Consider the following 12,350-nt stretch of genomic DNA (forward strand, 5'->3'; position numbering starts at 1 on the left):
GGTTCATGGGGCGGATACGAAGTAACAATAATATTTTAGCCCCTAGATTCGAGCGAACATCGACGTTCTAGGAGCTATGAGCTATGAGCTATGAGCTATGAGCAATAAAGCTAAGCATTCAATTTACATATCGTTTTATTGACTTATCAATTGATGCTTCAATAACTTCAAGTACCCAATCAGAATCCCGCTTTATTGGCTCATTCAAGCAGTGATGAAGCACCGTTACTACAACTTCCGCCACCTCACTCACAAACTTATGCTCTCTTACATAATGCATTGGGTATAATGACGTTCTTTCTCTTACCAAACAATAGACTTCTTGATAGTTTTCATCGATATCCTGATGTGACATGGCTTTGAAATGTTGCCCTTGAATCACATCGAAGCACAAACTAGTGCAATGGATTGTCAAAGGAGAATACTTCATTTATCACCTCCTAACCCACCACTATTAACTTTTTTCAATAGACGTTCAAATGCACTTCCATCATTCCGAGTTAAATTAGGTACGAAACGGCTGTATGTCTGAAAAAGCATCTTGGTCGTCGTATGCCCCATTTGCCTAGCTATCCACTCAGGGGCTTCACCAGCGGCAAGCATCAGAGTGGCATAAGTATGGCGCGTTTCGTATGGACGACGATACTTCAACCCCATCTCTTTTAACGCAGGCTTCCAAATTCGGTCACGGACATTCCCTTTGTCCAAAGGGTTCCCTGAAGCATTTGTAAAGACGAACTCTCCTTCCCCTGTTAACTTGAATTGCTTTTCCAAAGCCTCATAAACATGAGAGTTCATTTGAATATCTCTAGTAGAACCTGTCGTCTTAACTGTATCCATTCGCCCATGCACATAAGTTTCACGAACAGAAATTGTCTTCAAATTGAAATCTACGTATTGCCACTTCAAACCATCAATCTCTGAAGTCCGCATCCCAGTAAAGAAGCGTGTAGTGAAATACGTCTTGTAATCTTCCCTAATTTTGTCGAGAAACTGCATTACTTCCTCAATACTAAACGGCTGAACGTCTCTTCTATCAATTCTCAACGCTTTAATATTTTCAAACGGAGTTCTAAATTCATAACGATCTGCAGCTTCTGACAACATCATCCTTAATGGCGTCATCACGTGATTAATAAACTCTGCTGATAGTTTCTTACCCGATTTTGGTTTAGCTAATTCAGCTCTGAACTTCAAAATATCTGGCCTAGAGATCTGATCAATAGAAGTACTTCCAAAGTGTGGAACAAGGTATCTGTAAAGGTATAAACGAATACTCTCCTTATAGCTTTCTTTCCATCGACTTTCGTTTTCTTCGTACCACTCAGCGGCAAAGTCTTCTAATGAAATAAGAGAAGTACCTTGTGCTTCGTGTATTGCACTTTTATAACTCCCCAACATTTCTTGCTTTACCTTTTCGGCCTTACAGTCCTCCTCAAGAAATCGAGCAGCTCTACTTGAGCTTGGAAAGTAATCTCTATAGACGAAAGACCCCAGTCTTATGTCTGCATCTATCTGATTAAGCAGCTTTTGCAACTTCCTGGTATTCTGAATGGTATTAGGTAAGGCAGTCTGTTCTCTGCATCGGATATCGTTGTACCTAAAATCCAGAAATAGTTTTCCATTTCGTTCTCGTACTTTACCCATAACAGATACGCCCTCCTGCCATTGGAATTATATTTTGATTTCGAGATGCAGATTGATACAAATCCCGCTCAATTGCTTCCCAAATGTAGAGAATTTTGCGACCATTGAAAGGTCGGATGTAATGCTTACCTTCGATGAAAAGAGAGTCTCGCAATGTCGCGTTAATATAGTTGGCGCTAAATTTGATACGACTTGCGAGCTCTTTTGCAGTCAATAATGTTTGGTCCATAATGACCTCCTTATTTGCTAGCCAAGAATAACTTTCGTCCTGACAAGACAAACTATAGAGCCATTAATTCGTCCCATCAAGACGATTTATATACCAAATAATTATATAGAAATGATTAGATATAAGATAAAAGAATTATTAGAGATTAAATCGTTACGCGAAAAACGTAAGATTACTTTATCTGAAGTTGCCGAAGCCGTTGGAGTTCAAAGCTCCGCGATGTCAAAGCTTGCTAATAACAAAGGTTATACAACCACAACGACCACTTTGAATGAATTGTGTAAATTCTTCGAATGCAAGATCGAAGAGCTTATAGAGTACATACCAGAATAAGAGCCAAGTTAGATATGTATCTAGATCATAGCGATCTCTCAACTATCCCACTTCAATTTCCCCTTCCAGATGATCTATTGTTTGGAATAGGCCCCTGCTCTAAAAGCACAGTTGCTGCTAGTTTATTGAATACAGCTAGTCGCTAACTTAGTTTTGCCCCAAAACCGTTTAGAGTCGATACTCTTCTCTAAACGACGATGTTCATATTGACCAACATTTTCTAATGTTAAAAGATTATGAATAAACAGTTTAGTTGAAGGTCAATATGGATAGTAATAGCAAGGTTATCTACAAAATCACATACCCAAACGGCAAGATCTATATCGGGTCGCTTGATTTGATCAACAAAGCCGCAAAGGTCAACAAATCCTAAAAACATCATTACGTTTAAACCGCTCTTCAAGCTCGAAGGCTTCCACTTCAAAATTGTTGCAACGATACCCACGAGTCAATGCCTCAACGATATACTGAGACAAAAACTCAATCGACCCTAACCGTTGCCATTGCTGAATATGAACAAGTTCGTGAAAGTGGAGGTGCCAGCGATATCTATATTCTTCTTTCACGTAGACGGTGTCTTCAAGGGCAATCCCTGCCGCCTTGCCAAATAACAACCCCGAAGGCAGTAATTTTGGCACTTCCTTGACATAAATCACCTTCGTTTTGGCCAACAATTCATTACTGAAGTAAACCGACAAGAAAGGGACAACTTCCTGGCATGAGTTGGCGAGTGGAATATGTTTTCTATTGATTCTCCTGATATAGCGAAGTAACAGTGGCGATATCACGAGACATACTCCCCGAACAAGTGGGACTATTACTCTCCAGACGATCTTATTAACTGTCACGTGATGCCATACTCATCAAGAGATCTACAACCATACGAGGATCATCAAAAATGAGCGGCTTTTCGCCCATTAGCTTAAACTTTCCGTCACCTCTTAGAATAATCTTTTGCTGCGTTTGTTCCTTAAACGGATAGCGCCAAACACTCAGCTCAAAGCCATCATCGATATCCTCTCTATGCACGGTGCACACCTGGCTATCCAACATTACAACCAGTTGGTTGTAGTCTTTAACTAACTCATCAGAGTAACCAAAACCCATTTGCCAGAATGAATCAATGAGCCGAGGCACACTCCCCTCGTTTTGAATATTCGTAACTCTTTCATGAATCGAAATCGCGAGCTGGACACATTCTTGTTTGGTTCTATGGCTCCCGAGTACCGCACTTTGAAATAGATATAAATAGCCATCTAAAGCATGCGCTTTGCCCGCATCATGTGGTTTACCAATCAACAAGCGTGAAATATCATCGACCATTAGCGACAACAATTCTAGCTCGCCAGGTATCGGAGTGGTAATTGGAAAAGGTACAAGAGCTGATAACAGATTCTCAATTTGCCTAACGATCTCTTTATTATGGTTATTGGCGTCAACAATTGAAGATACTATTGGCAATGCCTGAAAAAGCTGGTGGTTAATACTGCTTTCCCAGGCCTGTTCTGTACCATCATCACGAATAAAGCCCCCCGCCGCATCAAAGCCATAGCTATAGTCGCCTGTATTGCCCTGAATTGTATCTAGCGCTGCGAGATTTAGGTCAATCCAATCAATGGCACGAGCATGCTCTATTCCCTCATACCACTGCTCAAACGATTCGACTAACTCTTGCTGACGTTGTCGCCCTTTACTGCCAATGATAGAGCGCTGGCTAACGAGGTGCTGATAAATCGCCAAATGCACAAATATGGGACTTATACGATTGAGGAAATCGGGATACTTTTTGGTGTAGCTATCCCACAACCCATCACAAAACTGCTTCGCAAGACACGCCGTTAAGTTTTCGTTCGTCATCGTATTTCCCCAAAACTATCTGATTGATTCATCTCACCTCGCCAATAAAAGCCAATTTATAGGCTATCACCAACCAACTTAAACGCCTCTTCAGTTTTATACCCATCAAGGATCAAGTTGATGATGTCGTCTCTATGTTGGGAAGTAGCTTTCGGAAGACTTGCTTTGTTGGCTTTAAAAAAGTCCAACGTCATTGTCATTGCATCAGCACGTGAAAGCCTAACGGGAGGGGTAGCCTTTTGTTCCGCCGTTTCAATGTACATATCAAAATCGTCAGAGACTGAAGACCAGTCATAAGCAAACACTTCGTCTCTTAACTTAACGGGATCGAAGTACTCAGTAACGCCATTACCGCATTCACCCGCAGTCTTATTGATAATAAGGGATGTCACATCAGGTAAGCCGCGCTCAGAGGTAAACAATCGTACAACGTCAAGCTTGCGACCAGCCGACACGGGTATCGCACGTTGCACGTATTCAGCATCAGGATGTGATTCTTTAGCTCGCTTAACCAGCTCACCATAAGTCAGGCAATGCTTATGACGAGCAAGATCCACTAAAATTGGATAGTAAATTGCGGCCAACTGAACATCGTTTAACGTGATATTGGCATACAAGCTTTGAACCTGTTGTTCCATTTTAACCTCTAATATTTTCATTATTATTTGCGAATTGTGTCATTCGTTCTAGCCAGACGTATAGTGAACCATCGTCTACAAATTTTTGCCATAAACCATCATTAAATCTGTCGCCTCTAATGATGGTTGTGATCACTTGAAAGCCCTCAACATAGCTCATGCGCTCAAGAAACTGCTGTTTTTGATAACTCTCTGCAACAGGGGCCCTGAGATCAGTCGCGATCAGCGCTCGATTGGGAAAATCCATCCAACGGTAATCAACCAAGATACAGCCATAGTCATACAACAGCGGATAGATAGACTCTTGCAATGAGCTTTCAGGCATACTCGTTATCTGGTTGAGCATTGAAGCAAGATCTTCAAACGTAGGAAGCATTGCCAGCAATGTTGCTTGCTCTTCAATATGCTCTCGCCAAGCTAGTTTCTCAAGCCATAACTTTGGCAATTGGCTATATCCATAGAATGCGCCAGCGAGTTGCCCGTAGATTGCAGCCGTCGTATCTGCATCAGCGCCCAAATTTGCCGCTAATAGTGCTCCTTGCTCAAAACTGCTGCTATGAGCAAAAGACCACAATGCCGCCTCGAGCGACTTAACAACAAATCCACTCCCCTCAATTTGTTGCCTTGTCTTAGTTATAAATGAACCATTCACTATCTCACGTAAATCATTGTGAATGTCTGCGCTACCCCAATAGTTTTCCAGTTGGGCGAATAATTCGGCTTTACTTAACGTACCTTTCAGGTCATCAAATATTCGATACATTAGCCAAGCCATAATTTCACAGGACTCAACAGCTCTTTTCTCCGCATGAGTGGTAACGGAACTATGCCTTGCCGCTTTAACAGCGTCATCTTCGCCGACTGACCGGAAAGAAGAATAGAAAATAGGTATGGGGGCTAAGCGCATCAAGCTGCCATTTCCAGCACTCCATTCATCAGCTGAACCTGCAATAGCAACGTTCGTAGATTCGAAAGAGGTTAAAGCGTCAAGAACTGTATTGCCGATATCGAAACATTGACCAGTGACCGAGTTTTCTCCAAATTTCCACCAAGCCGTGTAACGTTCCATTTGGTCTTCAGCGTTTTGGTTACCCACAGCCAAAAGACTGTCTGCCAAACACAACATCATCGAAGTATCATCAGTCCATTGACCTGCCTTTAAGTGAAATGGGCCACCACCTACTATATCTGTTAGTGGCGAATAGCTATCTTTGGGACAAAACTCCAGTGTTGTGCCTAGCGCATCTCCCATAGCCAAACCCGTCATTGCACCTTTCGCTTTATCTAATATAAGTTGCTTATTACCTTCGTGATTTTCTGAACGACTCAAATGGAACCCTCTTCCCGATAAATTCAACGACTATCCTATCTGATCCCTATCACTTACATAAGTGTCCCATTTTGGTACATGCCAATATTTGATACATCAATCGTCCGTTTCTTGATCCACCTCTTAACACCGCTTACTCATTTTGTTGCATTCTAGAAAATCAACCCTACAGGCATTATCAAAGGATTGGTATGCACTACGAAAGGCTAAAATCGAAACACAGAGAAGTCAGAGATCAACACACAAGATCATTGGCGGTTCGTGTCCATCGAGCACTAAGTTGGCTCAACAAAGCCGAACAATCGGGCGATTTAGACAGCCAATTTATCTTCTACTGGATCGCCTTTAACGCAGCCTATGCTCAACACATTGACCGTTCAATATTAATGAGCGAGCGAGGTAAGTTTCAGCAATTCCTTTCAAAGATTGTCTCTCTAGACAATGAGGGTCAACTGGCTGAATTTGTATGGCAGGAATATACCAACACGATACGTGTGGTTCTCAATAATGAGTTTATCTTTGAATCCTATTGGGATGCCCAAAACGGTACCGTTAGCCAAGATGAGTGGAAGCAACTGCGCACAAAATCTATTCACGCCAGTCATTTAGCACTCGCGAGTGAGCAAACCGAGATTGTGTTATCGATAGTATTTAGTCGCCTATACACGCTAAGAAATCAACTTCTGCATGGAGGCGCTACTTGGAACGGAAAAGTAAACCGTCAACAAATCGCTGACTGCACAGCTATCATGGCAAAAGTTATCCCACTTCTCATCGAGATTATGATGAACCACCCCAATGAACTTTGGGGCGACTCTATTTACCCTGTTATCGACTAACCACCTAACCTTTACCATTTGAGTAGTTTAATGATCGAGCAAGCACAAACTCTAACAACAAAAATAAACAAAAAGACACTACTACGCTTCCAAGTCATAGAAATCATCGCCTATTGGGAAGGTCGAGTGACCACAAAACACTTGTGCAGCTGTTTCGACATTGGAAGGCAACAAGCCTCTAGAGAAATTAACACCTACAAGGTTGAACATGCTCCTAGCAACCTCGAATATGACATGCAAAATGCTGGCTATACCGCATCAAAGAACTTTCAACCACTCTTTACTCGGGGTAGTGTCGACGAGTACCTTAACCTATTAGCACTTAATGAACGTCTCGTGTCCAAAAACAATCATTCCGCACTTGGGTTTCGGGAAGTTACCTCAGTGATGCCTCCTACACGGGCGATTGACCCCGTTATAATGCGCACACTCGTGAGAGCAATCAGCAAAGGACGGAGATTAGAAATTGAATATTTGTCGATGAGTTCGACAGAACCAGAGGCTCGAGTTATCGCCCCCCACTCATTGGTAGAGACCCCTCTGCGCTGGCATGTTCGAGCGTACTGTGAAAAAAACAGAGCCTATCGTGATTTCGTGTTAAGTCGCTTTATTGGTGAACCTGACATTCTCGATGCTTCCCCCAATCCAATAGAAGAAGACAGTGATTGGAACACACCCATTAATCTTATACTACAAGCCGATCCTCGACTTAATAACCATCAAGTGTCTCTAATAGAGAGAGATTACGGGATGTGCGACGGGGAGCTTGTCATACCAAGCAGGTTGTCACAGGTAAACTACCTCATTCATGGTCTAGGGCTAAGCCTCAATCACGTGCAAACAGAGCCAGGGCACCAGCAAGTCTGGATTAAAAATCGTGAAGAGCTCTCCCGTTTACTGCAAGAACGAGGGCTACTAAAACGCCTTTAATACGCTGTCAAAATGAAGCATGTACCATTTTGCGACACTTACGCACTAGCGTTAAAACAAGTACGGTAAGTACACAGTTCGATGACCGGTACAAATTATGAAAATAGAAATTAGTGAGCCAACAGCGCAATACTTACCTAATCAAATCGTCTTATTAGGGGATTCGATTTTTGACAATGCGCCGTATGTAAAGGCTGGAGAGTCAGTTTCTGAACAATTGACAAGCTTAATCCAGGCTGAAGCTGCGGAAAATCCAGCGGGTATCAACTCTACTACCACGCAAGTCGAACTGCTTGCTGTCGATGGGCACGTTATAGCCAACCTTCCAAGCCAGATAGAACGAGCTAAGGAAAGTCGGTATTTCAATTTTCAACCTGCCTTTCTCTCTTGTGGCGGTAATGACTTACTCGGTTATGCCGCTTCAGGTTTACTTGAGATTGATGCGAACAGCATTGGCAATGCATTAGATTCACTTCACCAAGTACGAGAACAATTTCGCCAGAACTACCAGCAAATGCTAACTAAAACTCTTGCTAAATTCCCTAAGCTCACCATTTGTACGGTTTATGACGGTGTGCCAACGCTATCTAACGCTGAGAAAATCGCTACGGGGATATTCAACGAAGTAATTTTAAGAGAAGCGGCCGAGTGCCAACTACCCGTTCTCGATTTACGCGTCATTTGCAATGAGCCTGAAGATTACGCTCCAGTTTCACCTATTGAACCTTCAAAGCAAGGTGCAGCGAAAATCGCGCAGTCAATTTTTGATCAATATACGCAACGCCGAAACAACTTCCAGGGAGTTTAACAAATGAGCCTCAGCAAAGAATGGTTTGAACAACGCGATCAATTTATTGCACAGCAAAAAGAGCAAGGGTGCTTTGCACTAGAACAAGCACTTGAAGAACTCGTTGCAACTCTACCCTATTTTTTTGACCTTGATATTTTAACTCAAGGTGAATTTACAACCGCAACAACAAACTTCACGAAACTGACGCCGCTAGGGGGAATGTTCTTTGTAGAGCAATATCAGAAGATCTTTATCACTCCAGCAAGCCTAAGCAGACTAAAACAAGCGCTCGAAAGCTGGGACAACTTCACTATTGATTACCCTTTATATCAGTCTGACATGCTGGCCAAGCTTTCCGTTAGAAACCAAACTCACGTTAAATTTAGAGTGGATGCCAGACGCTTCAAACACAAAATGACGTTTCGAATTGAAGAGTCTCGCAGTGAAATGGCGGCATTCCTTAATAGTGAAAGCACTAACCAGCTAATGAATATTTGGAATGACTTTAGCCAGTGTGTTGCCTTGCTTGAAAATGAAGATAAGTCGCCAACCAACAGAGAAATCGCCACCGACAGTGATGCCATTGAAACACTGTGTGCACCCTGGCACCCTCTCGTCCAACGCTATTTTCGTAATAAAATGCATGAATTAGGTTTTGAACATAACCTAAACGTTCTCAAGCAAGAGATTGAATCCAAGTACTCCGTGGCGAGCTCGGAATGGAGCGACATTGATAGCGTTTTCGACGTGGTGATACCTGCTCGACAAGGCCAAGCTGAAGAGCTACCGCCAAACTCGTCAGAAGAGGTTGAGGTTCAACTTGTCACACCTAAATCTGTCAATAAATTTGGTCTGGTTGAGCTGGAGCACATTGAAGCGACACGCCGAAAAGCACTGCAAGTACAACGTTATAGCCCTGTTAATCCAGGCGATGTATTGCTGTACAAAAGCGCAGACCGAAAAACCGTCAAGGTCACCTACTATTCCATTGAAGATCAACACACGTATTTATGCTCCGAGCTGTTTGCAGTGTTACGTGCCAAAGGCAATGAACATTGGGATGGCAAACGACTGTTTCTTTTCTTGACCTCACGCGCAGGGCAAAGGCTGCTTGAATACACCTTTCGCGACTTTTCTGTCAACGAACTGGCGCAGATTCGCCTCCGTCCTCGACAGCTCAGCAAACTCCAGATTCCGCAGCTTAACTCGCAGAGTGCAAGTGAACTTGACGATAAATACAGCCAACTCACCAAATTGCTGCAACAGAAAGCTGATATTGAGCAGCAGATTGCCAATTTGATGAAGTGAAATCAAAGCAAACATAACTCGATTAAAAAAGGAACTGTATGAGTTACCCAGAACAACAGGCAACACAGGAAGAACTCAAAACCCTAGAAAAGTTGGACAATACGACTAAGGAAGCAAAGCCGATATTCATCAAAATAACACCCACCTCACCGGTGTTGCCTCAGACGCTGGATGATGACTTATCAGAAGGGCAAGAGCGGCTACTACTTACAAAGTGTCCAACTATTCATTTGTCCGTGACCACCAGCCATAAACAGATCACGGCATTTTTGATTGAACTGTTCGCCTATTATTTCGAACTACCACAAGAGAAGATCAAACCTGACAGTGACCTGGCCGATGATATTGAGCGCATGGTATGGGCACGAGAGCTTGATGTGCCTTTTGAGGACGTCACCTACGGGCGGATATTTTGTGGTAAAGACGAAGATGGTAATGCCGTCGGCGGTATGGAAGACAAAGGCATCATGATTGCAACGATGTTTATGCTCGACTTTTCCGACCTTGTTGGCATTAAGGAAGTGGACAATGCAGCCGGTGCGACATTTGAGGCATTGGATGACGAATTTGGTAGCTATTACGACTGCGCTACGATTTCTGATTTGGCGGATTTGATTTTCACAGTTTGTGAAAAGCTAAAACTAACAAAGGAATAAACATGAGATATCAATGGAAAAAATTAAATAACCAACAAAAAGGAACATATGGTGAGTACTTTGCAAAAATGGAATTTACCATGTTCGGTTTCGAAGTTTACACAGCGGAAGTAGACGATAGAGGAATTGACTTTATCGCGCGCAAAGGTGGCAAGTTTTTCGAAGTTCAGGTTAAGACTATCACTAATGAAAATCAGCAATTTATTACTGAATCAAAATTTAAAACTAGTGCTAGTTTCTTGGTTGTTCTTGTTCGCCTCATCGAAGGGGAAAGCCCCACGATTAGCGTATTTTCTGGGGATATGTGGTGCTCTGAGGATGGTTTACTCATTTATAAAAGTTATGAAGGCCTAAAAAGTGCGCCTGAATACCGAATACAATTAACGAAGAGACGAGTCCCATTGTTAGAAAAGTACTCCTTTGAAAAGTTTGCAGCAACAATCCATTAATCAACCCAGATAGCAGTCTTTGAAAGGTGTTAAAAATAATTGATTAACAAATAAGGATAAGTATCGCACAGCCGACACTTTCTCTGGTTGTTGAACAAGCCCGCCCTACATTAAGTAAATTGCTCGGATATGCAGAAGAAAGTCTCCCAACACTGATTGACAGATGAGCGACACCAAGAAGTAACGAGGGTCATCATTCGGTACTTGCAATCCATTCTTTGCCAAAACTCAGCTTATGCGAAACATGTAGATTAGAGCACTGAATCTACATGATTTCTGTCCAAAAGTAAGCTGAAGTCTGAGGGCTTATTGGCAACTTATTTCGTTCTTGTAAAACTAACCGTATCCATTGAACGTGGGCACAGCATGGGCACGAAAGGAACTAATTGTGCCTAACCAGACAAGAGTCAGCTGAAACAAAACCATTGAGGCTGATACGAAATGAATAACTATGCAAATGTGAGAGGTGCAAAAAAGCCCACACTAGGTGGGCTTTTTTGCTTGTTCATAAAGAACGAATTTGGTGCCCGCTACTGGACTCGAACCAGTGACACCTTGCATGTCATGCAAGTACTCTAACCAACTGAGCTAAGCGGGCGATGTTCTAATTTCTTATTACTACCATTGTGACAAACTCAATAGTTATGCAATAAAAACTAAAGAAGGAATGGTGCGTCCGAGTGAACTCGAATCACCGACCCCCGCCATGTCAAGGCGGTACTCTAACCAACTGAGCTACGGACGCATTCCCTTAGAACGCCAACGATGATATCCATGATAAACAGATGGTGCAAGTATTAACTGGCATCTTGCGATTCGTTTGCTCACTTTGCAATCAAAGACATAACAACATGTCGATTTTACACCCAGATTATCGTCAAACCGCTGAAAAACAAAGTTTATTTAGAAAAAATTCTAATCCTTGATGACAACCAATTAACTAACCTAATGTGTTCAATTTGGGATTTTTGTTATCTATACCGTTTTTCTTGGCCTTTACAGTAACCATACAGGTATAGATCAATGCCTATATTTAGTGTCAAAAATTTTGCTTGCCCACTGGGTTACCGTAGTATTTTGATCATTATAAGTGAAAGGCACGCAGAGGCTTTGTAACTCACTGAAATACATCATTCATAAAAATCACCACGATTTTGTAATCGTCGTCATCGAATTACTAGGCCGCAATGACTAAATTCGGATTTTTCATATAAAGTGGCCGGGTTATTACCAACATACATAAATACGATAGCACTCTATAGTCGAAAAACATCAGCTACAATTAATCTCCCTCAAGAGCAACAATCTATAAGCAATTCAAAACCCCAGGGCGGGAGCATACTT

The 12,350-nt window shown here is 42.3% G+C and carries 14 protein-coding genes and 2 tRNA genes; 7 read left to right on the forward strand and 9 right to left on the reverse strand.

The genetic code is table 11. The annotated features are described in order from the left end of the window. Positions 1-118 precede the first annotated feature (118 nt). The 3 genes from AB4384_RS20260 to AB4384_RS20270 are packed head-to-tail and all read right to left on the reverse strand — an operon-like array spanning position 119 to position 1,876. Complete coding sequence (locus AB4384_RS20260) at positions 119-430, reverse strand: hypothetical protein (protein ID WP_017070425.1); 312 nt, start codon at positions 428-430, stop codon at positions 119-121. Next, positions 427-1,647: a site-specific integrase gene (locus tag AB4384_RS20265; protein ID WP_017070424.1), complete on the reverse strand. Its 1,221-nt coding sequence runs from the start codon at positions 1,645-1,647 to the stop codon at positions 427-429. The genes AB4384_RS20260 and AB4384_RS20265 overlap by 4 nt, the downstream gene beginning before the upstream one ends. Beyond that, positions 1,640-1,876 carry a hypothetical protein gene (locus tag AB4384_RS20270; RefSeq protein WP_017070423.1) on the reverse strand — a complete coding sequence of 79 codons (237 nt, stop codon included), beginning with the start codon at positions 1,874-1,876 and terminating at the stop codon, positions 1,640-1,642. Before AB4384_RS20270 ends, AB4384_RS20265 begins: the two co-directional genes overlap by 8 nt. Before the next feature lie 111 nt (positions 1,877-1,987). Here AB4384_RS20270 and AB4384_RS20275 point away from each other — a divergent pair, with 111 nt between their 5' ends. After that, positions 1,988-2,209, forward strand: coding sequence for a helix-turn-helix domain-containing protein (locus AB4384_RS20275; RefSeq protein WP_372084396.1), 222 nt, complete (start codon positions 1,988-1,990; stop codon positions 2,207-2,209). A gap of 359 nt (positions 2,210-2,568) precedes the next feature. Here AB4384_RS20275 and AB4384_RS20280 read toward each other — a convergent pair whose 3' ends face one another. The 4 genes from AB4384_RS20280 to AB4384_RS20295 are packed head-to-tail and all read right to left on the reverse strand — an operon-like array spanning position 2,569 to position 6,034. Beyond that, positions 2,569-2,997, reverse strand: a complete 429-nt coding sequence (locus tag AB4384_RS20280; RefSeq protein ID WP_372084394.1) for a hypothetical protein — start codon at positions 2,995-2,997, stop codon at positions 2,569-2,571. A 49-nt stretch (positions 2,998-3,046) separates the two neighbouring features. Then, positions 3,047-4,066, reverse strand: coding sequence for a hypothetical protein (locus AB4384_RS20285; RefSeq protein ID WP_372130030.1), 1,020 nt, complete (start codon positions 4,064-4,066; stop codon positions 3,047-3,049). Between the two features lie 56 nt (positions 4,067-4,122). Next, complete coding sequence (locus AB4384_RS20290; RefSeq protein ID WP_372124808.1) at positions 4,123-4,704, reverse strand: hypothetical protein; 582 nt, start codon at positions 4,702-4,704, stop codon at positions 4,123-4,125. Position 4,705: 1 nt separating this feature from the next. Next, positions 4,706-6,034 carry an ADP-ribosylglycohydrolase family protein gene (locus AB4384_RS20295; RefSeq protein ID WP_372084390.1) on the reverse strand — a complete coding sequence of 443 codons (1,329 nt, stop codon included), beginning with the start codon at positions 6,032-6,034 and terminating at the stop codon, positions 4,706-4,708. A 191-nt stretch (positions 6,035-6,225) separates the two neighbouring features. Between AB4384_RS20295 and AB4384_RS20300 the strand changes: the two genes are divergently transcribed. The 6 genes from AB4384_RS20300 to AB4384_RS20325 all read left to right on the forward strand — a co-directional run bounded on the left by AB4384_RS20300 (position 6,226) and on the right by AB4384_RS20325 (position 11,006). Next, positions 6,226-6,873, forward strand: coding sequence for a HEPN domain-containing protein (locus AB4384_RS20300; protein ID WP_136979603.1), 648 nt, complete (start codon positions 6,226-6,228; stop codon positions 6,871-6,873). Positions 6,874-6,903: 30 nt separating this feature from the next. Continuing rightward, on the forward strand, positions 6,904-7,803 hold the full coding sequence (locus AB4384_RS20305; protein ID WP_136979605.1) for a YafY family protein: 900 nt from the start codon (positions 6,904-6,906) through the stop codon (positions 7,801-7,803). A 97-nt stretch (positions 7,804-7,900) separates the two neighbouring features. Next, positions 7,901-8,611, forward strand: a complete 711-nt coding sequence (locus AB4384_RS20310; protein ID WP_372130031.1) for an SGNH/GDSL hydrolase family protein — start codon at positions 7,901-7,903, stop codon at positions 8,609-8,611. Positions 8,612-8,614: 3 nt separating this feature from the next. Beyond that, on the forward strand, positions 8,615-9,901 hold the full coding sequence (locus AB4384_RS20315; protein ID WP_136979609.1) for a hypothetical protein: 1,287 nt from the start codon (positions 8,615-8,617) through the stop codon (positions 9,899-9,901). Positions 9,902-9,939: 38 nt separating this feature from the next. Beyond that, the gene (locus tag AB4384_RS20320; RefSeq protein WP_136979611.1) at positions 9,940-10,557 is read left to right on the forward strand and encodes a hypothetical protein; all 618 of its coding nucleotides are present in this window, start codon (positions 9,940-9,942) and stop codon (positions 10,555-10,557) included. A gap of 2 nt (positions 10,558-10,559) precedes the next feature. Then, entirely contained in the window at positions 10,560-11,006 is a 447-nt protein-coding gene (locus AB4384_RS20325; RefSeq protein WP_136979613.1) for a DUF4365 domain-containing protein, read from the forward strand. A 521-nt stretch (positions 11,007-11,527) separates the two neighbouring features. Here the strand turns inward: AB4384_RS20325 and AB4384_RS20330 are convergent. Beyond that, positions 11,528-11,604 (reverse strand) — tRNA-Val (locus tag AB4384_RS20330). A 70-nt stretch (positions 11,605-11,674) separates the two neighbouring features. Beyond that, a tRNA-Val gene (locus tag AB4384_RS20335) sits at positions 11,675-11,751 on the reverse strand. Positions 11,752-12,350 lie beyond the last annotated feature (599 nt).

This window comes from Vibrio sp. 10N.261.51.A4, assembly GCF_041471945.1.
Classification (GTDB): Bacteria; Pseudomonadota; Gammaproteobacteria; order Enterobacterales; family Vibrionaceae; genus Vibrio; species Vibrio crassostreae_C.

Excerpts from the sequence above, each read along its gene's own strand:
- AB4384_RS20305 (WP_136979605.1), top strand. The coding sequence starts at position 6,904 with ATGATCGAGCAAGCACAAACTCTAACAACAAAAATAAACAAAAAGACA.
- AB4384_RS20290 (WP_372124808.1), bottom strand. The coding sequence starts at position 4,704 with ATGGAACAACAGGTTCAAAGCTTGTATGCCAATATCACGTTAAACGAT.
- AB4384_RS20300 (WP_136979603.1), top strand. The coding sequence starts at position 6,226 with ATGCACTACGAAAGGCTAAAATCGAAACACAGAGAAGTCAGAGATCAA.
- AB4384_RS20310 (WP_372130031.1), top strand. The coding sequence starts at position 7,901 with ATGAAAATAGAAATTAGTGAGCCAACAGCGCAATACTTACCTAATCAA.
- AB4384_RS20270 (WP_017070423.1), bottom strand. The coding sequence starts at position 1,876 with ATGGACCAAACATTATTGACTGCAAAAGAGCTCGCAAGTCGTATCAAA.
- AB4384_RS20315 (WP_136979609.1), top strand. The coding sequence starts at position 8,615 with ATGAGCCTCAGCAAAGAATGGTTTGAACAACGCGATCAATTTATTGCA.
- AB4384_RS20260 (WP_017070425.1), bottom strand. The coding sequence starts at position 430 with ATGAAGTATTCTCCTTTGACAATCCATTGCACTAGTTTGTGCTTCGAT.
- AB4384_RS20265 (WP_017070424.1), bottom strand. The coding sequence starts at position 1,647 with ATGGGTAAAGTACGAGAACGAAATGGAAAACTATTTCTGGATTTTAGG.
- AB4384_RS20285 (WP_372130030.1), bottom strand. The coding sequence starts at position 4,066 with ATGACGAACGAAAACTTAACGGCGTGTCTTGCGAAGCAGTTTTGTGAT.
- AB4384_RS20320 (WP_136979611.1), top strand. The coding sequence starts at position 9,940 with ATGAGTTACCCAGAACAACAGGCAACACAGGAAGAACTCAAAACCCTA.
- AB4384_RS20325 (WP_136979613.1), top strand. The coding sequence starts at position 10,560 with ATGAGATATCAATGGAAAAAATTAAATAACCAACAAAAAGGAACATAT.
- AB4384_RS20275 (WP_372084396.1), top strand. The coding sequence starts at position 1,988 with ATGATTAGATATAAGATAAAAGAATTATTAGAGATTAAATCGTTACGC.